This is a genomic window from Streptomyces sp. NPDC002779, assembly GCF_042888685.1.
Taxonomy (GTDB): domain Bacteria; phylum Actinomycetota; class Actinomycetes; order Streptomycetales; family Streptomycetaceae; genus Streptomyces.
Map to the genome: position 1 here is coordinate 266,771 of NZ_JBIAQC010000009.1, position 21,188 is coordinate 287,958.

Here is a 21,188-nt window from a genome sequence, read left to right on the forward strand (position 1 = left end):
AAAACGTGAGGCCTCGTTCCAGGTCTTGCCATACAGGCGCAATCGTCAATATCGTCGTACATCTCACCCGCATCGGACCACCATTCAGCGGACCAGGGGAGGGCTCAGGGCCGCGGTGGCAGCCGGCGCGGGGCGCGGTAGGGGGGTGCCGCACTCGGTCGGCGTACTTCGAGTACGGGTGACCGAGGCGTGCCGCGCAATCGGCTGCCGCTTCGCGGGAGCCGATGAGCTATGCCAGTAATAACCCCCCTTTCGAACCGGACACACAACCGGGCCGCCCCAGGGGCGGGCGGTCCACCGGACGAGAGGGACCAGACTCATGAGCTCAGTTCTGCGCCCGGCGCTTACGGGTGACGCGTACGAATACCGCACGGCCCGGACCTACCGGCCCGTCTCCTCGCATCTGGCGATAGCGCCGCCGGTGAGCGTGGTGATCCCGGCCATGAACGAGGCGGAGAACCTTCCGTACGTCTTCAAGACCCTGCCGGACTGGATCCACGAAGTGGTGATGGTCGACGGCAACTCCACCGACGGCACCGTCGAGGTGGCCCGCGCGCTGTGGCCGGACGTGAAGGTCGTGGAGCAGCGGGGCAAGGGCAAGGGGGATGCCCTGATCACCGGGTTCGAGGCGTGCTCCGGCGACATCATCGTGATGGTCGACGCGGACGGCTCCGCCGACGGGCAGGAGATCGTCAGCTATGTCTCGGCGCTGGTCTCGGGCGCCGACTTCGCCAAGGGCTCCCGCTTCGCCAACGGCGGCGGCACCGACGACATGACCTTCGTCCGCAAGCTCGGCAACTGGGCGCTGTGCACGATCGTCAACCGCAAGTTCGGCGCCCGCTACACCGACCTGTGCTACGGCTACAACGCCTTCTGGCGGCACTGCCTGGACAAGATCGACCTCGACTGCACCGGCTTCGAGGTGGAGACCCTGATGAACATCCGGGTGGTCAAGGCGGGCCTGAAGGTGCAGGAGATACCCAGCCACGAGTACCTGCGCATCCACGGCACCAGCAATCTGCGCGCCGTGCGGGACGGGTTCCGGGTGCTCAACGTGATCCTCAGAGAACGCTCCAACCGGCGGGCCCTGCGCCGCCGCACCGAGCGCTCCGTGCTGCTCGACTCGGTCCGGGGAGAGGTGTCTTGAGCGGTCCCGGCATCTCCGTGGTGATCTGCGTCTACACCGAGGACCGCTGGGAGGACATCCTCGCGGCGGTCGCCTCGGTGCGGGCGCAGTCCCGCCCGGCGCTGGAGACGCTGCTGGTCGTCGACCACAACGACCCGCTGCGGGAGCGCCTGGCCCAGGAGTACAAGGAAGCCACCGACGTGCGGGTGCTCGCCAACGCGGGTCCCCGCGGCCTGTCCGCCGGCCGCAACACCGGTATCGCCGCCTCCCGCGGCGAGGTGATCGCCTTCCTCGACGACGACGCCGTGGCCGAGCGGGACTGGCTCCGGCACTTCGCCGCCGCCTACGCCGACCCGCGGGTCATGGCGGTCGGCGGACGCACCGAACCGATCTGGGCCTCGGGCCGCCGGCCGGCCTGGTTCCCCGAGGAGTTCGACTGGGTGGTCGGCTGCACCTATCGCGGCCTGCCGGTGGGGCGGGTCCGGGTCCGCAACGTCCTCGGCGGCAACGCCTCCTTCCGGCGTACGGCGTTCGACGCGGCGGGCGGCTTCGCCACCGGTATCGGGCGCGACGGCGACAAACGGCCGCTGGGCTGCGAGGAGACGGAGCTGTGCATCCGGCTCAGCCGGGCCAGGCCCGACGCCGTGCTGCTGATCGACGACCGCGCGGTGATCCACCACCGGGTGCCCGAGGCGCGTGCGCACTTCGGGTACTTCCGCACCCGCGCCTACGCCGAGGGCCTGTCGAAGGCGCTGGTGGCCCGCAGTGTCGGCGCGGACAAGGGACTGGAGTCCGAGCGCCGGTACACCACCCGGGTGCTGCCGGCCGGGGTGGTGCGCGGGCTGCGGGACGCGGTGCTGGCCCGGCCGGGGGGTGCGGGCCGGGCGGGCGCGATCGTCGCCGGGGTGCTCACCGCGGCCGGTGGGTATGTCGTCGGGAGCGTGCGGGCGCGCCGGGGTGCGGTGACGTACTCGGTGGCGCCGATCGGCGACGACCGAGGGGGCGGGGATGGGTGAGCCAGGTGTTCCGGTCCTCATGTACCACGCCGTGTCGGCGGAGCCGAGCGAGGCCACCCGCACGCTGTCGGTGACGCCCAGGGCGTTCGCCGAGCAGATGGCGGCCGTCGCGGACCTCGGCCTCACCCCGCTCGACACGGCCCAGCTGGCCGCCTGCTGGCGCACGGGACGCCCGCTGCCCGCCCGGCCCGTGCTGATCACCTTCGACGACGGCTACGAGGGCGTGCACCGGCACGCCCTGCCCGTGCTCGCCCAGCACGGCTTCCCGGCCACCGTGTTCGTCTCGACCGGCTGGCTGCGCGGCCCGTACGGCACCGGCGGCGCCCCGGACACCATGCTCGACTGGGACCAGGTCCGGGAACTGTCCGCCGCCGGGGTCGAGATAGGCGGCCACAGCCACACCCACCCGCAACTCGACCAGCTCCCGGACGAGGCGCTGCGCCGGGAGCTGATCCTGTGCAAGGAGATCGTCTCGGACCTCCTCGGCGCGGCCCCGGCCTCGTTCGCCTACCCGTACGGCTACTCCAGCCGCCGGGTGCGCGAGGCGGTGCGCGAGACGGGGTACGCCCAGGCGCTCGCCGTCGGCAACACCCTCGCCCGGCGCCGGCAGGGACCGTACGCGCTGCGCCGGGTCACCGTGCGGCGCGGTACGGGCGCCGAGGAGTTCCTGCGGCTGCTCGAAGGCCGCGCGCTCACCCGTACGTTCGCCCGGGACCGCGCCCTCACCAAGGGCTACGCCATGGTCCGCAGAGCCCGACAGGTCCGCCGGAAGGCCATCCGTTCCCGTGTCTGACACGACGACCACGACCGAGACCCCACCGTCCGAGACCGAGCCGCCCGAGCACTCGGGGCGCGGCAACCAGCTGTTCCGCAACGCCTACGCCCTGATGCTCAACACCGGCATCTCCGCGGTGCTCGGTCTCGGTTTCTGGCTGGCCGCGGCCCGCTACTACTCGGAGTCGGCGGTCGGCCAGGGGTCGGCCGCGATCGCCGCGATGAAGTTCCTCGCGGGCCTGACCGCGGTGACCCTGACCGGGGCGCTGGCCCGGTTCATCCCGGTCGCGGGCCGGGCCACCGGACGGCTGATCTTCCGTACGTATGCGGGCAGTTCGGTGATCGTGGCGCTGGCGGCGGGCGTCTTCCTGGTCACGCTGGACCTGTGGGGGCCGTCGTACCGGTTCCTGGACGGGCCGGTCAACGGGCTCGGGTTCATCGTGGCCGTCGTCGCGTGGAATCTGCTGACCCTCCAGGACGGGGTGCTGACCGGGCTGCGCAGCGCGCTGTGGGTGCCGGTGGGCAACACCGCGTTCTCGGCGGTGAAGCTGGGCCTGCTGGTCGCCTTCGCGGCGGCTGTCCCGACGACCGGGGTGTTCGTCTCCTGGGTCGCGGCCATCGCGATCTCGGTGCTGCCGCTGGGCTGGCTGGTGTTCCGGCGGCTGGTGCCCCGGCATGTGAAGTCGACCGAGGGGCACGCCAAGCAGCCGTCGCTGCCGGAGATCGGCAGGTTCCTCGCGGGCGACTACACCGGCTCGCTGTTCTCGCTGGCCGTGGTCTATCTGATCCCCGTGATCGTGGCCGCGCAGGTCAGCTCCGAGAACAACGCCTACTTCTACATCACCGCCACCATCGGCGGCACGGTCAACCTGCTCGCCATCAACATGGGCGCCTCCCTCACCGTCGAGGGCTCGCACGATCCGGCCCGGCTCGCCGCCAACACCCGGGCCGCGCTCAAGCGCATGGCGAAGATCATGATCCCGGTGGCGGCGGTCCTGTTCTTCGGGGCGCCGTGGCTCCTTGGTGTGTTCGGCCCCGGGTACGCGGACGCGGCGACCCCGCTGCTGCGCTGGTTCGCCCTCGGCGGGCTGCTGCGGGTCGTGATGGAGACGTACTTCGCGGTGCTGCGCGCGCAGAGCCGCACCACGGGACTGGCCTGGCTCCAGGGCCTGTTGTGCGCGCTGGTGCTCGGGCTGACCCTGCTGCTGCTCCCCCGGATGGGGCTGACCGGTGCGGGGGTCGCCGAGATCTGCGCGCTGGCGGTGATCGTGGCCATCGCCGCGCCCAAGCTGTACCGGACGGTGCGGACCACCCAGGACGAGGTGCCCGAGGGCCCGGCGGCCCACGGCGGCGCGCGGGCACATGAGTCCGCCGGTCGAGGCACCGCCCGGGTGCTGGACAGCGACACCCTCGCGCTCGGCATCCACGTCGACTTCGACCACCTGGACCGCCGCCCCGACGTCCGGCCGGGGCCCGGCACCCCGCCCACCGGGCTGCCCGCGGTACGGCGGCCCACCTGGGCGGCCGGGCTCCCGGCGGAAAGACGCGAGCCGGAGGTGGACGCGCCGTTCGAGACGGAGGAGAGAGCGGTCGTACCGCAGGTGCCGGAGCCCGTACGGGAGGAGCCCCCGGCCACGGCGGGCCCGACCGCGCTGCCCACCCGGCCCGGGGTCGTCCTCGGCTGCCTGCTGACCGCCGCCCTGTTGCTGTACTGGGTGCCCGCGCTGCGGCTCGGCGAGGCCGACCTGGACGAGATGGGCGGCCTCGGCCTGGTCTCCGTGCTGCCCCTGCCGACGCTGGTCGGTGCCGGGCTGCTGGTCACGGTCTTCGCCTCGCTGCTCTGGCTCGGCCGTGAGCACCGGGCCCTGCTGCTGGTCACCCTGCTGGCGACCGTCGTCTCGCTGCACGCCCTGCCCGCGCTCATCGAGACCGAGCCGCGGTTCGCCACGGCCTGGCAGCATCTGGGCTTCCTCGACCACATCGACCGCACCGGGTCCGCCGTACCGGACCTGGACGCGCGCTGGAGCTGGCCCGGCTTCTTCGCGGTCGCCGCGTTCGTGGCGCGGTCCTGCGGGGTCTCGGATCTCACCGAGGTCATCCGCTGGTGGCCGCTGACCATGCAACTGCTGTACCTGGCCCCGGTGTTCCTGCTGACCCGCTCCCTGCGGGCGAGCTGGCGGGCGCGCTGGACCGGCGTCTGGGTGTTCGTGCTGAGCGGCTGGGTGGGCCAGGACTACTTCTCGCCGCAGGGCTTCACCTATCTCCTCTATCTGGTGTTCGCGGCGATCCTGCTGGTGTGGTTCCGGGCGCCGCGGGTGATCTGGACGACGGTGCGGCCGGGCGAGCTGGAGGTCGAGCCGACGGACCGGCGGCAGCGGGCGGTGCTGCTGCTGGTGGTCATCGGGCTGTTCGCGGTGAGTGTGCCCGCCCACCAGCTGACCCCGTTCGTGATGCTCGGCGTGCTGGCGGTGCTGGTGCTGGTCGGCCGCAGCGAACTGCGCGGCCTGCCCGTGCTGTTCGGGGTGATGGTGGTGTCCTGGATCGGCTTCATGGCCGAGCCGTACTGGTCGGGACACTTCGACGAACTCTTCGGCGGCGTCGGGGGCGTCGGCTCCAATGTGTCCTCGTCGGTCTCCGGCCGGATCGAGGGCGGCAGCTCCACCCACACCCTGGTGCTGTACACGCGCGTGCTGCTGGCCGGCTCGGTGATGGCCATGGCGTGCTGGGGCTGGTGGCGCCGCCGCGACCACAAGTACCGCGAGCGTTCCCTGCTGGTCCTCACCTTCGTCCCGTTCCTCGGCTTCGGCATGCAGAGTTACGGCGGCGAGATGGCGCTGCGCGTCTTCATGTTCGCGCTGCCCGGCGCGGCCCTGCTGGCCGGGCTCGCCCTGTTCCCGCGCACCGGCGTCACCGCCAAGGAGCGCGACAAGGACCGGGTGAGCCTCGCTCCGCTGGCCGCGTTCCTGGCGGGCCTGGTGCTCATGGGCGGCTTCCTGGTGGCCCGTTGGGGCAATGAGCCGTTCGAGCGGGTCCGGCCGGGCGAGGTCGCGGCCATGGAGTACGTGTACGCCCATGACGATCCGAGCGTGCGGCTGCTGTGGCTGAGCAACGACCCAATCAACGTCGTGACGCCGTCGATGCCGTGGGGCGCGCGGGACATGGAGAAGGTCGAGTACCTGCCGACGCTCGCGCCGGTCGACCCGGTGCTGGTGTCGGGCCTGGTCAAGGCGCTGAAGGACGCGGGCCCGAACTCGTATCTGATGATCAACCGCGGTCAGGTCACCTACCTGCGGATGGACGTCGGCTACTCGGAGAGCTGGGAGCCGCGGCTCCTGCGGAACCTGGACCGGCGCCAGGAGCTGAAAAAGGTCTTCGTCAACGAGGACGTGACCATGTACGCGCTGCGCAAGCAGCCCGCGGGCGAGGTCCCCGAGGCCGATCCCGGGCCGATCGGACCCCGGGTGACCTGGACGCCCTGGTCGGTGGTCGGGGCGCTGGCGGCGCTCGCGCTGATCGTGCTGCTGGCGGCGCGCGAGGTGGTCCGGGTGGCGGTGCGGCCGAGCGTGCGCCAACTGCGGTGGCTGCAGGGCAGCTTCTGGTTCTCGCTGCCGCTGCTGGCGGTGCTGCTGGCGTCGCTGGTGCAGCGGTTCCTGACGATCAAGTAGGGGTCAGGTGGCCCGGTCGAGCCACCTGACCTCGTAGGCCTGCAGCTTCAGACGCCTGCCGTCCACCGTGGCGGTCGTGGACCGGTCGAGGGTGTTGACGACCAGGGCCGTCCGGTAGGTGGCCAGGATCTTGATCTGCGGCGAGCCGGAGAGCGTCCGGTACTCGGTGCCCGGCGGGAACTCCTCGGCGAACCGGACCAGCAGGCCGTACAGCGGCAGTGTCCGCCCGCCGTCCGCGCCGCTGGTGGGCGTCCACAGGCAGCCGGGGCAGTCGGTGCCCTCCTCGGCCTGCGGGTTCCAGTAGAAGCCGGAGGTGGCACCGCCCTTGGCCATGGCGATCAGTCCGGTGGCGTGGACGGCGGCGCGCCGGGCCTCGGACCAGTCGTGGCGGTTGTCGTCGCCGTCGGCGGGCTCGACGTAGTACTCGGCCCACCACAGCGGCAGTTCACCGCCGGTCTGCCGGCGCACCCACTCCCCGACGGCCGTGAACTTGTCGGTGGCCGCGAACTCGTCGGGCAGCAGCTCGTCGTCCCGGGTGTAGCTGGAGCCGTCCACGACGACGAAGTCCGCGCCCGCCTTGTGCTCGTTCCAGTAGGAGAAGGCGTCGAGGACCCGTCGGTCCAGCGCGCCCCAACTGCCCCTGAAGCTCGGGGAGGCGTGCTCCTCGCGGGGATCGAGGCTGTCCATCACCAGATACGGTCCGCCGACCATGATGTCCGGGTCGACCTTCTTCAGCGCCCGGTGGACCAGGTTGTACAGCTCGGTGTAGCCCTCGTGGTCCCAGCGGCCCTCGGCGTCGTTCCAGAAGCCCTTGAACTCGTTCCAGACGATGAAGTGCCGGACGTCCGGATAGCGTCGGGCGACGGTCGCCGCGAGCGCGGCGAAGTCGTCGAAGTGCTCGGGCTCGGGCGCGGTCTCCAGGGCGGCCTGGCTCCAGTCGGTGCTGTCGACGCCCGCCTCACCGCCCTTCATCCAGTCCGGGGCGCAGCACAGGGTGACGACGGGGGTGCCGCCGGAGGCGCGGACGAAGTCGATCCGGCGGTCCATCGCCTCGAAGTCGTAACGGCCCCGCACGGGCTCGGGGTTGTCGGCGCCCCAGCCCATGATGTGCTGGATCTGCGGCATCCCGTCGGGCAGCCGCTGCTCGACCCGCCGCACGGCCGCCGCGTCGCCCTCGTCGGCGCTGAACTGGGTGTGGGTGAACCCCCAGCCCACCTCCGGGTCCGTGGCGTCCGGCGGGGTGGTCGGGGTGCCGTGCACCTTGTCGCCGTCGCGTGTGGTGCCCTCGGTGCTCGCGCCGCCTCCGGGCAGCGAGTTGAGCAGGGTCACCACCAGGGCCAGCGCGGCCACCCCCACACCGAGCAGTGCGGTGAGCCGCCACCGCCGTGCCCCCGAATTCCACCCATGTCGTCCCATCGAGGGCAACGGTACGGGGGTGACGGGCGCGAGGGCAGGCTTCTGCGGAGAACAGTTCCGCGGCCCTGCCCGGGGACGGCGTCCGGGGCAATTCCGGTGCGCGAGGAGCGTTCGTGCCGGATCATGACGGCATGTCTGCGAACCCACACGACGCTCTGCCGATCCGGCTCAACGTCGACGACAGCGACTCGCCGTCCGACGTCGTCGACGCGCTGTTCCTCGGCCGCTTCGCGACGGGCGAGCAGCCTTACTCGCACGCGGCGAACATCGACCGCGTACGGTCCGGCGCGACCTTGATGCCGCCCGGCGCCCGGGTGCTGCGGATGGCCCGCGACGACGACCGCAGCGCGACCCTCGCCGAGGGCGACGGCTGGACCGTGCTGGTCTCCCGCTGGAACCGCGGTGCCGACGTCACGGTCACCGCGACCAGCGCGGAGCTGGCCGAGAAGATCCTCGACCAGGCCACGGACGGCGCGGCGGACGAACCCGAACCGCAGCCGGAGAACGTGACCATGGGCTTCTGGTACGTCTCCCCCAGGCGCGGCCCGCACCGCACGACCCGCCAGATCTCCGCCGGCACCTGGGACGAGGTCCGCGTCAACTACACGGCACCGGTGGCGGACGCGATGGACCGCCTGATGAAGACCACCCCGGAGGACATCGCGGGCCGGCTGCTCCTGCTGCACGGCCCGCCGGGCACCGGCAAGACGTCCGCGCTGCGCACGCTCGCCCGGTCCTGGCGGGACTGGTGCCAGGTGGACTGCGTCTTGGACCCCGAGCGGCTGTTCAGCGACGTCGGCTATCTGATGGACATCGCGATCGGCGAGGAGGACGGCACCGGCAAGGGACGCTGGCGGCTGCTGCTCCTGGAGGACTGCGACGAACTGATCCGCGGCGAGGCCAAGCACACCGCGGGCCAGGCGCTGTCCCGGCTGCTGAACCTCACCGACGGACTGCTCGGGCAGGGCCGCAACGTCCTGGTCGGCGTCACCACGAACGAGGACCTGGAGCGCCTGCACCCGGCCGTGGTCCGCCCCGGCCGCTGTCTGGCCCGGATCGAGGTCGGCCCGCTGACCCGCACCGAGGCGGTGGGCTGGCTGGGCACCGAGGAGGGCGTGGGCCGCGAGGGCGCCACCCTCGCGGAGCTGTTCGCGCTGCGTCGGGGCACCTCCCCGACGTCCCTGCCGGAGCCGCGGCCGGGGGCGGACGCGGGCCTGTACCTGTAGTGCTTTCATGAAGGTATGACCGTCTACGTCGGCACCTCGGGGTGGCAGTACAAGGACTGGCGGGACGTGCTGTACCCGCCGGGCTGTCCGATGCGGCTCTGGCTGGAGGAGTACACGGCCCACTTCACGACGGTCGAGCTCAACAACGCGTTCTACCGGCTGCCGTCGCGGGAGAACTTCGAGTCGTGGCGGGAGAGGGTGCCCGGGGACTTCGTGGTGGCGGTGAAGGCGAGCCGCTACCTGACGCACATCAAGCGGCTGCGGGAGCCGGAGGAGCCGGTGGACCGCCTGATGACGCACGCGCGGGGACTGGGCGACCGGCTGGGCCCGGTGCTGCTCCAGCTCCCCCCGACCCTGCGCGGGGACCCGGGCCTGCTGGACGCGTGCCTCGCCTGCTTCCCGTCCGGCACCCGGGTGGCGGTGGAACCGCGGCACGACTCGTGGTGGACGCGGTCGGTGCGCGAGGTCCTGCGGACGCGGGGCGCGGCCCTGTGCTGGGCGGACATCCAGGCCCGCCCGGTCACCCCGCTGTGGCGCACCACCGACTGGGGCTACGTCCGCTTCCACCAGGGCCGGGCCCAGCCGTGGCCCCGCTACGGCCGGCAGTCGCTGGCGACGTGGGCGGCCCGGATCGCGGACACCTGGCCGGACGGCCGGGACGTGTACGCGTACTTCAACAACGACCCCACAGGGGCGGCGGTGCGGGACGCGGCGGTGTTCGCCCGGCTGGCGGCGAAGGCGGGGCTGACGGTGACCCGGACGCCCGACCGGGTGCCCGCTTCCTAGATCACTCCTCGTAGGCCGCCCGCAGCGCGTCCCGTACGGCGTCCAGGGCGTCCCCCTCGGCCAGCCCCAGCCGCCGCACCCGCTCCGCGTACGCCTGGGCGGCCGCCGCGGCTTCCCGTTCCGCGGCGGAGCCGGCCGCGGCCACGAAGGTTCCGTTGCGACCCCGGGTCTCGATCACGCCGTCCGTCTCCAGCGCCCGGTACGCCTTGGCGACCGTGTTCGCGGCGAGCCCCAGCGACTCCGCGAGGCCCCGCACCGTGGGCAGCCGGTACCCCACCGGCAGCACTCCGGTCCGCGCCTGCTCGGAGATCTGGGCCCGCACCTGCTCGTACGGCGGCGCGCTGTCATCGATGTGGATCTTCAAGGTCACGGCACCGATTGTCCCGTACCGGCGGGAAAATGAGAGGCACACGGGTGCGGACCGCCCGTAACGTGCGCCCCATGACCGTCATCGTGCGCGAGATCAGCCCCGGAGTCCGTGCTGACCTGGAGGGTTTCGCCGCTGTCCGGCGCAGCGCGCTGCCCTTCTACCTCATCACCCCGGACTCCCTGGCCCACGACCTCGCCCACTTGCATCCCGACGCCCGCTACCGGCCGCTCGTCGCGGAGGAGGACGGCGAGATCATCGGCTCCGCGCAGGTCGGCCTGCTGCACGAGAACCCCGGTCCGGTCCAGGGCTTCGTCAACGTGTACGTGCGCCCGGATCGCACCCGCCGCGGTGCGGGCGCGCTCCTGGTCCGCGCCGCCGAGGAGTATCTGGCCGGTCTCGGCGCGACCCGGCTGCTCGCCTGGGTCCTGGACGAGCCCGGCAACCGGGCCTTCGCCGAGGCCCGCGGCTACCGGGTGGGCCGTTCCGCCCACTTCCTGCGGCTCGACCTGGCGCACGGCACGCTTCCGCCGCTCCAGGGCCCCCCGCCCGGCGTCGAACTGCGCCCCGCCTCCGATTTCGCGGGCGATCCGCGCCCGGTGTACGCGCTGGACGCGGAGACGACGGCCGACGAACCCAGCGAGGCCGGCGCCGCCGAGCTCACGGACTACGAGTCGTGGCTGGAGGAGACCTGGCACCACCCGCTCACCAGCCTGGAGCTGACCACGATCGCCCTGGTGGACTCCGTGCCCGCCGCCTTCACCGCCGCCCGCACGGACGGCGGCACCCGGTACCACACCGGCATGACCGGCACGGCCCGCGCCTTCCGCGGCCGGGGCCTGGCCAAGCTCGCCAAGAACGACTCCCTGCACCGGGCGCGCGCGGCCGGGTACACGGAGGCTTTCACCGGCAACGACACCGGCAACGAGCCGATGCTCGCGATCAACCGGTGGTTCGGATACGAGGTCTGCGCGACGGAGGTGCGCTATGTCCGTGAACTCGGCTGAGCCGGGAACCACGGTGGACGTCGTCCTGCTCAAGGGCGGCCGGCAGAAGATCCGCTACCCCGCCGAGCTGCTCCAGGACGACGGCACCCGGATCGTCGTGCGGGCGGACTTCGCGGGCACCAAGGTCCGCGACTTCGGGTTCGTGCGCTTCGAGCCGGGTGACGTCTTCACCGAGTACTACTGGCGGGACCGCTGGTACGCGGTGATGGAGGTACGCGGCCCGCACGGCACCCTCAAGGGCTGGTACTGCGACATCGCCCGCCCGGCGACGCTCGTCGGCACGGAGCTGACCGTGGAGGACCTCGACCTGGACCTGTGGCGCTCGGCGGACGGGACGGACGTGCGACGGCTGGACGAGGACGAGTTCGAAGAGAGCGGTCTGCGGGAATCGGACCCCAAGGCGGCGGCCGCGGCACTGGCCGCCCTCGACACTCTGGAGAAGCTGGCCGTGGAGGGGGGTTTCGAGGCACTGCTGGCCTGACCGGGCCGGCGTGATTCGCGCAGCGTCATCAGTGAGTCACTTTGGGTCACAATTCCGGGATGCGTGCCCAGGATTGACGCGCGCCACTCACGGTCGAATCGTGAGAACGGCCACTGACAGAACGCCGCCGATGAGGAACCCTCGGCACAAGGGTCTACCTCCGTGACAACGCGGAACACGGTAGGCACTGAAGGAGGCAGCCATGCGCCGCATGACCGTGCAGAAGCCCCTGAAGAAGACGGACTCGCGCCGGATGGCGGGCGAGGAGGCCGACGATCGTCCCGCGGGACGACCCGAGGTCCGCAAGGACATCGCGCGCACATGGTGGCCGGACGGCTGACCGGCCCTTCACCCCAGCAGCCACGAACTCCAGCAGCCGTCCTCCCGCGCCCGCCCCCGGGCGTCGGGGGGACGGCTTCGCTGTCGGCGCACAGGCGGTCCGCGCGCCTACCTGAGCGCAGTCTGAGCACTCCCTTAAAGGGACCATAAGGATCTCCTCCACCCGCCTCCAGCAGGCGATTTCACGGTTTTCTCGGGCTAGCTTGCTGATCACCCCACGGGTTTCCGCCAAGCAACCGACGACCGTTCCCCAGGAGTTCCTCATGCCCGCACGCCGCAGGGTCGCCACCGCCGCCTCCGTCGCCGTGGTCGGCGTCGCGCCGCTCGCACTGACCGCGCTGGCCGCCGCGCCCGCCGCCGCGCACGGTTCGATGGGCGACCCGGTCAGCCGGGTGTCGCAGTGCTACGCGGAGGGCCCGGAGAGTCCGGCGTCCGCGGCGTGCAAGGCGGCCGTCGCGGCCGGGGGGAGCCAGGCGCTCTACGACTGGAACGGCGTCCGGATCGGCGACGCCGGCGGCCGGCACCAGGAGCTGATCGCCGACGGCGAGCTGTGCAGCGCGGGCAACGACGCGTTCAAGGGCCTGGACCTGGCCCGGGCCGACTGGCCGGCCACCGGCGTGCGCAGCGGGTCGTACACCTTCAAGTACCGCGTGACCGCCCCGCACACGGGCACCTTCAACGTGTACATCACCAAGGAGGGCTACGACCCCGCCCAGCCGCTGGCCTGGGACGACCTGGACCTGCAGAACCCGGTGGCGACGGTCACCGACCCGGCCGCGTCCGGCGGCTTCTACACCTTCTCCGGCACCCTGCCGAACCGTTCCGGCAAGCAGGTCCTGTACGCGGTGTGGCAGCGCTCGGACAGCCCGGAGGCGTTCTACTCCTGCTCGGACGTCACCTTCGGCGCCACGAGCGGCGGCGGTACGACGGAGGAGGGCGCGGAGGAGGAGGCGGAAGAGGCGGCCCCCGCCGCGCCCATCGCCTCCGCGCCCTCCGAGGAGCAGATCGAGGACGGCGCCGACGAGTCGACGATCGAGCACAACGGCCACGGCGACCAGGACGCCGAGACCACGGCCGAGCCGGTCGCGGAGACCACGGCGGCGCCCACCGAGGCGGCCCCGGAGGCCGTCGCCAACCAGCCGAAGGCGGCCGGTGCCACCGAGAACCTCGCCGAGACCGGCGGCGACAGCAGCACCTCCTACCTCGCGATGGGCGGCGCCGGGGCGCTGGCCGTCGGCGCGGCGGCCCTGTTCCTGTCGGTCCGGCGGCGCGCGGTCGGCGGTGCCCGGCACGGCCGCTGACTCCTTGACTCCGGGGGCCTGACCGGCGGCTCAGGCCGGTCAGGCCCCCGGCGGGCTCAACTGAACGCCGACGCGCAGGTGGTGGGCCGGGCCCGCGCCGGATCGAGGGCGTTGGCCACCTCGTGGAAGGCGATCCGGTCGAAGAGACCGATCGCCAGATGCTCGGACAGGTCCACCGGGCACAGCTCCTGGAGCAGGACGTTGCGTACGTTCGCCCCGTCGAGGAACTGGCTGCGGTACGGCGTGACCACCTGGTCGTACTTGGTGGCGATCACCGTGTAGCGGACGCCGGGGACGGTGTCGCCGCCCTCGTTCAGCTTGGTGAGGAACGCGGAGCCGGCGATCTGGTCGGCGAGGGCGGGGGTGGCGGTGGAGAGCAGGTCCTCGGCGCCGGGGAAGTACGGCACCAGGTTCGTCAGGCCGGACAGGTCGGTGCCGTGGTTGTCCGGCGCGATGCCGACGAGGGCGTTCACCTCGGCCGCTCCGCCGAGGAACCGCAGGTAGTAGCGGGGCATCATGCCGCCCTGCGAATGGCCGACGAGGTCGGCCTCGGCGGCGCCGGTCGCGGCGAGCACCTTGTCGACGAAGGCGTCCAGTTGCTCCGCCGACTTGTCGATCGGGCCGAGGCCGTGGAAGAACGGCACGCCCGGCAGCCGGCCGTAGTCGAGCGAGAAGACGCAGTAGCCGCGCTGGGTCAGATAGGGCGCGAGGCCCAGCCAGTTGTCGACGGAGTTGCCGAAGGTGCCGTGCACCAGGACGACGGGCCGGGGGTGGGCGGCGGACGGCTTGCAGGAGTAGTCGTTCCATCCGCTGCTCGGCGCCTCGGCGGCCTGCGCGGTGGTGGCGGGGACGACGGCGACCGCGGCGGTCAGCAGCAGCGCGGTCAGGGGTCTGAGCAGTCTCTTCCAGGGCAGCATCGGGTGATCTCCTTGCGGCTCAAGGGAGGTGCGATGGCCTTACGCCCTGTGATCCGGATCACGGGATGCTGGTTCACTTGTCAAGTTACGAGTGAGTAGTTCAAGGGGGAAGTTACGCGTCAGTAAAAACTTCCAGTGGTAGTTGATGGGCCCTCACCAGGAGGGGCGCACCGGCCCCTTGGGGGCGATGTGCAGCAACCGCTCCCCCAGCGCGCGTACTTCCGCCTCCCCCAGCGCCGCGCTCCACTCCCGCACGACGTCCGCCGCCGCCTCCTCCGCGGCCCGTGTATGGGCCCACCCGCGCTCGGTCAGGACCAGCAGCCGGGCGCGCGCGTCCCGCGGGTGGGGCCGCCGCTCGACGTACCCCTTGCGCACGAGCTCGTCCACCAGCTGGCTCGCGGCCTGCTTGGTGACCCCGAGATGCCCGGCGAGGTCGGTGACGGTGGCCCCGCCCGCCGCGATCCGGGTGAACGCGAACCCGTAGGCGGACCTCCCCTCGAAACCGCGTGCGACCACCCCGTCGTTGATCCGTCGCACCAGCTCACCCGCGGTGGCGAGCAGCGCGAAGGACAGGGAGAGGGCCTCGGAGTTCTGCAGGGGAGCATCGGAGTTCTGCACGCAAGCATTGAAACACCCTTGACGAAAAGGTCAAGCAGCTTGACTATAGGTGCTGCACAACCAGTCAACCCACTTGACCATTCGCTTTCCCAGGGGGAGATCCATGCCCGTCATCCGCTCGACCGACGCCGTCACCCACGAGATCCACGGCGCCCGTTTCGTCTCGTACGCCACACCCCGCACCGGCAGCAAGGAGCTGTGCGCCTGGCGCGGCGAGATCCCGCCGGGCACGAAGGCACCGGCGCACACCGTGAACCGGGAGGAGATCCTGCACGTCCTGATCGGCAACCTGCGGATCACGCTGGACGGCACCACGACCGACATCACGGCGGGCGACACCCTGATCATCAACCCGGGCGCGACCCTGGCCGTCGAGAACCCGACCGAGCAGACCGCCCTGACGTGGGTCACCACCTCCATCGGCCTGACGGCGGACCTGCCCGACGGCACCCGCCTCACGCCCCCGTGGGCCAACTAGCCCCGAGCCGACAACAGTTCGGAGCGCACCCTGGCCGCTCACGCCGCCAGCGTCCCCGGCATGATCGCCCGGGGGCCGAACTTCGCCCGGGCCCGGTCCGCGACCTCCTCGATCCTGCGGACCTTCTCGTCGACAGGGTCGAAGCTGAGCTGATGGGAGGCCTGCTCGGCGGGGTCGAGCCCCTCCGCCCGCAGCGCCAGCACCCGCACCCGGGCGCGCTGCAGCCCCAGCCCCTCGTACATCCCGTACGCCACCCGGGTCAGCGCGGCGGAGTGCGCGGTCGGCTCCTTCAGCGACCGGCTGCGCGTCGTCGCCGACCGGTCCGCGTACCGCACGGTCAGCGTCAGCGTCCCGCACACCTTGTCCAGCGCCCGCAGCCGGGCCCCCAGCTCCTCCGCCGCCGAGAGCAGCGCGCGACGGTGCCGGTCGGCATCCAACTCGTCGCGTTCGAAGGGCCGTTCGGTGACGAGGGAGCGCGCCGCCCCGTTCGGCACCACCCGCCCGCGGTCCACCCCGTTCGCCTTCTCGTGCAGCTCGCGCCCCGCCTTCGCGCCGACCAGCCGCTGAAGCGTGGAGAGTGGCGCGGCGGCGACCCGGCCGAGGCTGTCCAGGCCGTACTCGCACAGCGTGCGGGCCGTGGCCGTCCCGACCCCCGGCAGCGCGGTGACGGGCTTGTCCGCGAGGAACTCCACCACGCCGTCCCGCTCCTCGGGGACGGCACAGGTCACCCCGGGCCGGGCCTCCCGCAGCGCCATCCGCGCCAGCATCGTCCCCGGCCCCGCCCCGATCACACAGTCCACGCCGTACCGGGCGAGCGCCCGTACCCGGATCACCGAGGCCAGCTCCACCGCGCTGCGCCCGAAGTACCGCTCGGCACCCCGCAGATCGGCCAGCGCCCCGTCCGGCGGCAACGCCTCGACGACGGGCGTGAACTCCTCCAGCAACCCGAGCAGGCCGGGCAGCGCCGCCTCGTACATCGGCGGCAGGTGGAAACGTACGCAGAGGATGGTCATCCCGCACTCCCCGGACTCTGGTGCCACAACTTCCTTGTCTGCGAGGGCTCCTGACCCGCGGGACGCAGATCGGCCCACGGATGCATCTCGTATCCGGTCGGCAGCTGGATGCGCCGGCCGCCGGTGGCGTCGCCCCTTCCCTCGGGCACGGGCTCCGCGAGCCGCGCCGCGACCACGTCGAGGCCGCCCTGCGCCCGCAGTTCGGCCAGCTCGGCGAGGTTCCACGCGGCGGCGCCCACCACGCTGAGGCTGCGCGGCCCGCGCCGCTGGACGACCCCGCGCACCAGCAGCAGCCAGGAGTGGAAGACGGTGTGCGCGCAGGCGTCGTGGGAGTCGTCGAAGAAGGCGAGGTCGACCAGGCCCGTGCCGTCGTCGAGAGTGGAGAAGATGACCCGCTTGCCGGACCGGATCGGCGGCGTCTGGGTGGCCGCCTTGGCGCCCGCCACCAGCACCGTCTCCCCGTGCCGCGCCTCGCGCAGCCGGCGCGCGCTGACCACGCCCAACTCCTCCAGGAACTCCCGGTGGTCGTCCATCAGATTGCGCGAGGCGTCCATGGACAGCACACCCAGCTCGGCGCTGAGCTTCTCGGCGGAGGACAGATCGGGCAGCCCGGCGGGCGCGGTCTTCCGCCCGCCCGCCAGCGGGAGCTGGCCACCGCCCGCCCCGCGCGCTCCCCGGTGCAGCTCGGTCAAGTGCAGTTGCAGATCACGCCGGTTGGCGCCGAAGGCGTCCAGCGCGCCGACCCGCGCGAGCCGTCCGGCCAGGGGCCGGCTCGGCCGCGCCCGCTCCCAGAAGTCCAGCAGGGAGGCGTAGGGCTGCCCGGCCGCGATCCGCGCCGCCTCGGCCTCGCTGATGCCGTGCACGTCGGAGAGGGCGAGCCGCAGCCCCCACACCGCCGGGGATTCAGACACCAGTTCGATACGGTGGGCGACCGCGGACCGGTTCACGTCCAACGGCAGGATCGGCACCCCCCGCCGCCGCGCGTCCGCCAGCAGCAGCCGCTTCGGGTACATCCCGGGGTCGTGGGTGAGCAGCCCGGCGTAGAAGGCGGCCGGGTGGTGCGCCTTCAGCCAGGCCGACTGGTACGTCGGTACGGCGAAGGCGACCGCGTGCGCCTTGCAGAAGCCGTACGACCCGAAGGCCTCGACGATCTCCCAGGTCCGCTGGATCGTCTCGGCGTCGTACCCCTTGGCCGCCGCGTGCTGCGCGAACCAGAACCGGATCCGCCCCTGCGACTCCGGGTCGGAGAGCCCGCGCCGCACCCGGTCCGCCTCGGCGCGTCCGCAGCCGGTCATGATGTCGACGATGTCGATGATCTGCTCATGGAAGACGACGACTCCGTACGTCCCCTTCAGCGGCTCCTCCAGATCCGGGTGCGGACAGCGGACCGGCGCCCGCCCGTGCCGGGCCTCGATGAACGGCCGCACCATGTCGGCGGCGACCGGCCCCGGCCGGAAGAGCGAGATGTCGACGACGAGATCGTGGAAGGTGGCCGGCTGAAGCCGCCCGACCAGATCCCGTTGCCCCGGCGACTCGATCTGGAAGCAGCCGAGCGTCTCGGTGGAGCGGATGAGTTCGTACGTCGCCGGATCGCCCGGCGCCACTCCGTCCAGGTCGATCCGCTCCCCCGTCGCCCGCTCCACCTCCGCGACCGCGTGCGCCATCGCCGACTGCATCCGCACCCCGAGCACGTCCAGCTTGAGCAGCCCGAGGTCCTCCACGTCGTCCTTGTCGAACTGCGCCATGGGAAAGCCCTCGCCACTGGTCGGCATGACCGGCGTACGGGCGGGCAGGGAGGCGTCGGAGAGGAGCACGCCGCAGGGGTGCATGGCGACTCCGCGCGGCAGGGCGTCCAGGGCCTCGGTCAGCTCCCACAGCCGCCCGTACTTCTCCTTCTCCCCCGCCAGCGCGCGCAGTTCGGGCAGTTCCGCCAGCGCGGCCCGGGCGTCGCGGGCCCGGATGTGCGGGAAGGACTTGGCGATGCGGTCGATGTCGGCGGGGTCCATCGACAGGGCCGCGCCCACGTCCCGGATGGCGTGGCGCACCCGGTAGGTCTCCGGCATCGCGACCGTCGCCACCCGCTCGGTGCCGAACCGGCCGATGATCGCGCGGTAGACCTCCAGACGGCGGGCGGACTCCACGTCGATGTCGATGTCGGGCAGGACGAGCCGGCGCTTGGACAGGAAGCGCTCCATCAGCAGCCCGTGCTCGACGGGGTCGGCCTGCGCGATGCCGAGGAGATGGTTGACGAGCGAGCCCGCGCCGGAGCCGCGCGCGGCGACTCGGATGCCCATGTCCCGTACGTCGTCCACCACTTGAGCGACCGTCAGGAAGTAGGTGGCGAAGCCGTGATGGGCGATGATGTCCAGCTCCCGGTGCATCCGCTCCCAGTAGGCGCGCCGGCCGGCATACCCCTTGCGCACCATGCCCGCCGCCGCCCGGGAGGCGAGCACCCGCTGGGCGGTACGGTGCCCCGCGCCGACGAGGTGCGGTTCGGGGAAGTGGACGGTGCCGATGCCGAGGTCGTCCTCGGGGTCGACCAGGCACTCGGCGGCCGTCGCCCGCGTCTGCTCCAGCAGCCGGTGGGCGGTGTCGCGCCGGAAGCCCGCGGCCTCCACGATCCGCTCGGCGGCGTGCAGCATGGCCCCGGGGTCCTTGAGCCAGGCCTCACCGGAGTCCAGTTCCTTGGTGGGGTCGATGGGGACGAGCCGGCGGGCGGCGTCCAGGACGTCGGCGACCGGGCCCTGGCCGGGGTCGGCGTAGCGGACGGCGTTGCTGAGCACCGGCCGGATCCCCTGCTCGGCGGCGAAGCCGACGGTACGCGCGGCAAGGCGCAGGGAGCCGGGTCCGGTGCCGTTGCGGCCGTGCCAGACGGTTTCCAGGCGCAGCGCGTCGCCGTAGACCTCCCGCCAGGGGGCCAGCAGCCGGGCCGCGCGGTCGGGGCGGCCGGCGGCGAGGGCGCGGCCGACGTCGGAGTCGGGACCGAGCAGAACGGTCAGGCCGTCGCCCCGGTTGGCGGCCCGGGGCAGCAGCGGTGAGCCGTCGCCGGCGTGCGATGCGGTGACGATTCTGCAGAGGTCGGCCCAGCCGCGGGCGCCGTCCCGGGCGAGGAAGGCGACCCGGGGTGTCGACTCGTCGACGAAGGCGCCCCCGCGCACCGGGGCGCGGCGCTTCTCCTCCCGCAGGGGCTCGACGGGCTCCACCGCCAGCTCCGTGCCGAACAGGGGGCGCACCCCCGCCTTCGCGCAGGCCTTGGCGAAGCGGACCGTGCCCGCGAGGGTGTCGCGGTCGGTGAGGGCGAGGGCGTCCATGCCCCGTTCGGCGGCACGCTCGGCCAGCCGCTCCGGATGCGAGGCGCCGTAGCGCAGGGAGAACCCGGAGACGGTGTGCAGATGCGTGAACCCGGGCATCCACACCTCCGATATCGAACATCAGTTCCCGACTGCCTCATCTCCACCATAGACCAAAACTCGAACGCTTGTACGACAACCGTTCGGCCCTCCCCCACCTGCGGAAACGCCCTCCCCCTCGGACTGTGGGGACATGACACAGAACGGCTTTCTCGGTGAGGTGAAGGACGCGGTCACCCCGCGTGCCACGCTGCTCGTCCTCGGCGTGATCGCCCTCCAGCTGCTGTTCATCGCGTCCTATGTGGGAGCCCTCCATGATCCGAAGGCGAAGGACGTGCCGTTCGGTGTGGTCGCGCCGGGGGCCGCGGCCGAGCAGGCGGTGACCCGGCTGGACCGGCTGCCCGGCTCACCGCTGGACCCGCGCACGGTCGCCGACGAGGCGACGGCCCGGGAGCAGATCATGAACCGGGACATCGACGGGGCGCTGATCGTCGACCCGGCCCGGACCACCGACACCCTCCTGGTCGCGAGCGGCGGCGGCGCCGTCCTCGCCACCACCCTGGAGCGGTACCTCACCACCCTGGAGTCCTCCCAGCAGCGGACCCTCCGGACGGTGGACGTGGCCCCGGCCTCACCGGACGACTTCGACGGGCTGTCGTCCTTCTACGTGGTCGTCGGCTGGTGCGTCGGGGGCTATCTGTGCGCCTCGATCCTGGCCATCAGTACCGGCGCCCGGCCCGCCAACCCGCGCCGTGCGGTGATCCGGCTGGTCGTGATGGCGCTGGTGGCGATCGCCGGCGGGCTGGGCGGTGCGGTGATCGTGGGGCCGATCCTGGACGCGCTGCCCGGCAGCGTCGTGGCGCTGTGGGGGCTCGGCGCCCTGGTCACCTTCGCGGTGGGGGCGGCCACGCTCGCCCTCCAGGGAGTCTTCGGCATCGTCGGCATCGGCCTGGCGATCCTGCTCGTGGTGATCGCGGGCAACCCGAGCGCGGGCGGCGCCCTGCCGCTGCCGCTCCTGCCACCGTTCTGGCAGGCGATCGGCCCGGCGCTCCCCCCGGGCGCCGGCACCTGGGTGGCCCGCTCGATCGCCTACTTCGACGGCAACGCCACGACGGCCGCCCTGCTGGTCCTGTCGGCCTGGGCGGCGGCAGGCATCGCGATCACCCTGCTGGCGGCAACGCGGCGCAAGAAGCGGAAGGACGAACGACTACCGACGGAGGCAAGGTAGCCCCGCCAGAAAGGGACACACACCCGCCACGAACGACAGACACCCGCCGCACGCAAAAGCCCCGCCCCTCGCGCAAGGGG

18 protein-coding genes are annotated in these 21,188 nt (G+C 72.3%); 12 read left to right on the forward strand and 6 right to left on the reverse strand.

Going from position 1 to position 21,188, the window contains the following annotated elements; translation table 11 throughout:
- Positions 1 to 319 precede the first annotated feature (319 nt).
- Genes ACFYW5_RS25830 through ACFYW5_RS25845 form a run of 4 tightly spaced genes read left to right on the forward strand, consistent with a single transcriptional unit; the run spans position 320 to position 6,581 of the window.
- Positions 320 to 1,147, forward strand: a complete 828-nt coding sequence (locus ACFYW5_RS25830) for a glycosyltransferase family 2 protein (protein ID WP_389419453.1) — start codon at positions 320 to 322, stop codon at positions 1,145 to 1,147.
- Complete coding sequence (locus tag ACFYW5_RS25835; protein WP_389419454.1) at positions 1,144 to 2,142, forward strand: glycosyltransferase; 999 nt, start codon at positions 1,144 to 1,146, stop codon at positions 2,140 to 2,142. The genes ACFYW5_RS25830 and ACFYW5_RS25835 overlap by 4 nt, the downstream gene beginning before the upstream one ends.
- 19 nt (positions 2,143 to 2,161) lie before the next feature.
- The gene (locus ACFYW5_RS25840) at positions 2,162 to 2,935 is read left to right on the forward strand and encodes a polysaccharide deacetylase family protein (RefSeq protein WP_389419455.1); all 774 of its coding nucleotides are present in this window, start codon (positions 2,162 to 2,164) and stop codon (positions 2,933 to 2,935) included.
- A complete protein-coding gene (locus tag ACFYW5_RS25845) occupies positions 2,928 to 6,581 on the forward strand; it encodes a lipopolysaccharide biosynthesis protein (RefSeq protein ID WP_389419456.1) in 3,654 nt (1,217 codons plus the stop codon). Before ACFYW5_RS25840 ends, ACFYW5_RS25845 begins: the two co-directional genes overlap by 8 nt.
- A gap of 3 nt (positions 6,582 to 6,584) precedes the next feature.
- Here the strand turns inward: ACFYW5_RS25845 and ACFYW5_RS25850 are convergent, their stop codons facing one another.
- Positions 6,585 to 7,997: a xylan 1,4-beta-xylosidase gene (locus ACFYW5_RS25850; protein WP_389419457.1), complete on the reverse strand. Its 1,413-nt coding sequence runs from the start codon at positions 7,995 to 7,997 to the stop codon at positions 6,585 to 6,587.
- 131 nt (positions 7,998 to 8,128) lie between these two features.
- Here ACFYW5_RS25850 and ACFYW5_RS25855 point away from each other — a divergent pair, with 131 nt between their 5' ends.
- Complete coding sequence (locus ACFYW5_RS25855; RefSeq protein ID WP_389419458.1) at positions 8,129 to 9,223, forward strand: DUF5925 domain-containing protein; 1,095 nt, start codon at positions 8,129 to 8,131, stop codon at positions 9,221 to 9,223.
- A gap of 15 nt (positions 9,224 to 9,238) precedes the next feature.
- The gene (locus tag ACFYW5_RS25860) at positions 9,239 to 10,009 is read left to right on the forward strand and encodes a DUF72 domain-containing protein (RefSeq protein ID WP_389419459.1); all 771 of its coding nucleotides are present in this window, start codon (positions 9,239 to 9,241) and stop codon (positions 10,007 to 10,009) included.
- A gap of 1 nt (position 10,010) precedes the next feature.
- On the opposite strand, the gene ACFYW5_RS25865 is transcribed toward ACFYW5_RS25860, so the two are convergent.
- Entirely contained in the window at positions 10,011 to 10,379 is a 369-nt protein-coding gene (locus tag ACFYW5_RS25865) for a GntR family transcriptional regulator (RefSeq protein WP_389419460.1), read from the reverse strand.
- Positions 10,380 to 10,450: 71 nt separating this feature from the next.
- Here ACFYW5_RS25865 and ACFYW5_RS25870 point away from each other — a divergent pair, with 71 nt between their 5' ends.
- The 4 genes from ACFYW5_RS25870 (at position 10,451) to ACFYW5_RS25885 (ending at position 13,504) form a co-directional block, all read left to right on the forward strand.
- Positions 10,451 to 11,383 carry a GNAT family N-acetyltransferase gene (locus tag ACFYW5_RS25870; protein WP_389419461.1) on the forward strand — a complete coding sequence of 311 codons (933 nt, stop codon included), beginning with the start codon at positions 10,451 to 10,453 and terminating at the stop codon, positions 11,381 to 11,383.
- Complete coding sequence (locus tag ACFYW5_RS25875) at positions 11,364 to 11,864, forward strand: DUF402 domain-containing protein (protein WP_389419462.1); 501 nt, start codon at positions 11,364 to 11,366, stop codon at positions 11,862 to 11,864. The genes ACFYW5_RS25870 and ACFYW5_RS25875 overlap by 20 nt, the downstream gene beginning before the upstream one ends.
- 202 nt (positions 11,865 to 12,066) lie before the next feature.
- Positions 12,067 to 12,204: a hypothetical protein gene (locus ACFYW5_RS25880; RefSeq protein ID WP_389419463.1), complete on the forward strand. Its 138-nt coding sequence runs from the start codon at positions 12,067 to 12,069 to the stop codon at positions 12,202 to 12,204.
- A 262-nt stretch (positions 12,205 to 12,466) separates the two neighbouring features.
- The gene (locus ACFYW5_RS25885; protein WP_389419464.1) at positions 12,467 to 13,504 is read left to right on the forward strand and encodes a lytic polysaccharide monooxygenase; all 1,038 of its coding nucleotides are present in this window, start codon (positions 12,467 to 12,469) and stop codon (positions 13,502 to 13,504) included.
- 56 nt (positions 13,505 to 13,560) lie between these two features.
- Here ACFYW5_RS25885 and ACFYW5_RS25890 read toward each other — a convergent pair whose 3' ends face one another.
- On the reverse strand, positions 13,561 to 14,421 hold the full coding sequence (locus ACFYW5_RS25890; protein ID WP_389419465.1) for an esterase/lipase family protein: 861 nt from the start codon (positions 14,419 to 14,421) through the stop codon (positions 13,561 to 13,563).
- A gap of 153 nt (positions 14,422 to 14,574) precedes the next feature.
- On the reverse strand, positions 14,575 to 15,018 hold the full coding sequence (locus ACFYW5_RS25895) for a MarR family winged helix-turn-helix transcriptional regulator (protein ID WP_389419531.1): 444 nt from the start codon (positions 15,016 to 15,018) through the stop codon (positions 14,575 to 14,577).
- A 124-nt stretch (positions 15,019 to 15,142) separates the two neighbouring features.
- Between ACFYW5_RS25895 and ACFYW5_RS25900 the strand changes: the two genes are divergently transcribed.
- Positions 15,143 to 15,517, forward strand: coding sequence for a cupin domain-containing protein (locus ACFYW5_RS25900; RefSeq protein ID WP_389419466.1), 375 nt, complete (start codon positions 15,143 to 15,145; stop codon positions 15,515 to 15,517).
- A gap of 38 nt (positions 15,518 to 15,555) precedes the next feature.
- Here the strand turns inward: ACFYW5_RS25900 and ACFYW5_RS25905 are convergent, their stop codons facing one another.
- Both ACFYW5_RS25905 and ACFYW5_RS25910 read right to left on the reverse strand, forming a co-directional pair.
- The gene (locus tag ACFYW5_RS25905) at positions 15,556 to 16,530 is read right to left on the reverse strand and encodes a hypothetical protein (protein ID WP_389419467.1); all 975 of its coding nucleotides are present in this window, start codon (positions 16,528 to 16,530) and stop codon (positions 15,556 to 15,558) included.
- The gene (locus ACFYW5_RS25910) at positions 16,527 to 19,940 is read right to left on the reverse strand and encodes a DNA polymerase III subunit alpha (protein WP_389419468.1); all 3,414 of its coding nucleotides are present in this window, start codon (positions 19,938 to 19,940) and stop codon (positions 16,527 to 16,529) included. The genes ACFYW5_RS25905 and ACFYW5_RS25910 overlap by 4 nt, the downstream gene beginning before the upstream one ends.
- 133 nt (positions 19,941 to 20,073) lie before the next feature.
- Between ACFYW5_RS25910 and ACFYW5_RS25915 the strand changes: the two genes are divergently transcribed.
- A complete protein-coding gene (locus ACFYW5_RS25915) occupies positions 20,074 to 21,108 on the forward strand; it encodes a DUF3533 domain-containing protein (RefSeq protein WP_389419469.1) in 1,035 nt (344 codons plus the stop codon).
- Positions 21,109 to 21,188: the final 80 nt, after the last annotated feature.

Coding starts and splice junctions, on each gene's coding strand:
- ACFYW5_RS25870 (WP_389419461.1), top strand. CDS start 10,451: ATGACCGTCATCGTGCGCGAGATCAGCCCCGGAGTCCGTGCTGACCTG.
- ACFYW5_RS25910 (WP_389419468.1), bottom strand. CDS start 19,940: ATGCCCGGGTTCACGCATCTGCACACCGTCTCCGGGTTCTCCCTGCGC.
- ACFYW5_RS25875 (WP_389419462.1), top strand. CDS start 11,364: ATGTCCGTGAACTCGGCTGAGCCGGGAACCACGGTGGACGTCGTCCTG.
- ACFYW5_RS25905 (WP_389419467.1), bottom strand. CDS start 16,530: ATGACCATCCTCTGCGTACGTTTCCACCTGCCGCCGATGTACGAGGCG.
- ACFYW5_RS25915 (WP_389419469.1), top strand. CDS start 20,074: ATGACACAGAACGGCTTTCTCGGTGAGGTGAAGGACGCGGTCACCCCG.
- ACFYW5_RS25880 (WP_389419463.1), top strand. CDS start 12,067: ATGCGCCGCATGACCGTGCAGAAGCCCCTGAAGAAGACGGACTCGCGC.
- ACFYW5_RS25890 (WP_389419465.1), bottom strand. CDS start 14,421: ATGCTGCCCTGGAAGAGACTGCTCAGACCCCTGACCGCGCTGCTGCTG.
- ACFYW5_RS25840 (WP_389419455.1), top strand. CDS start 2,162: ATGTACCACGCCGTGTCGGCGGAGCCGAGCGAGGCCACCCGCACGCTG.
- ACFYW5_RS25855 (WP_389419458.1), top strand. CDS start 8,129: ATGTCTGCGAACCCACACGACGCTCTGCCGATCCGGCTCAACGTCGAC.
- ACFYW5_RS25850 (WP_389419457.1), bottom strand. CDS start 7,997: ATGGGACGACATGGGTGGAATTCGGGGGCACGGCGGTGGCGGCTCACC.
- ACFYW5_RS25885 (WP_389419464.1), top strand. CDS start 12,467: ATGCCCGCACGCCGCAGGGTCGCCACCGCCGCCTCCGTCGCCGTGGTC.
- ACFYW5_RS25860 (WP_389419459.1), top strand. CDS start 9,239: ATGACCGTCTACGTCGGCACCTCGGGGTGGCAGTACAAGGACTGGCGG.
- ACFYW5_RS25900 (WP_389419466.1), top strand. CDS start 15,143: ATGCCCGTCATCCGCTCGACCGACGCCGTCACCCACGAGATCCACGGC.
- ACFYW5_RS25830 (WP_389419453.1), top strand. CDS start 320: ATGAGCTCAGTTCTGCGCCCGGCGCTTACGGGTGACGCGTACGAATAC.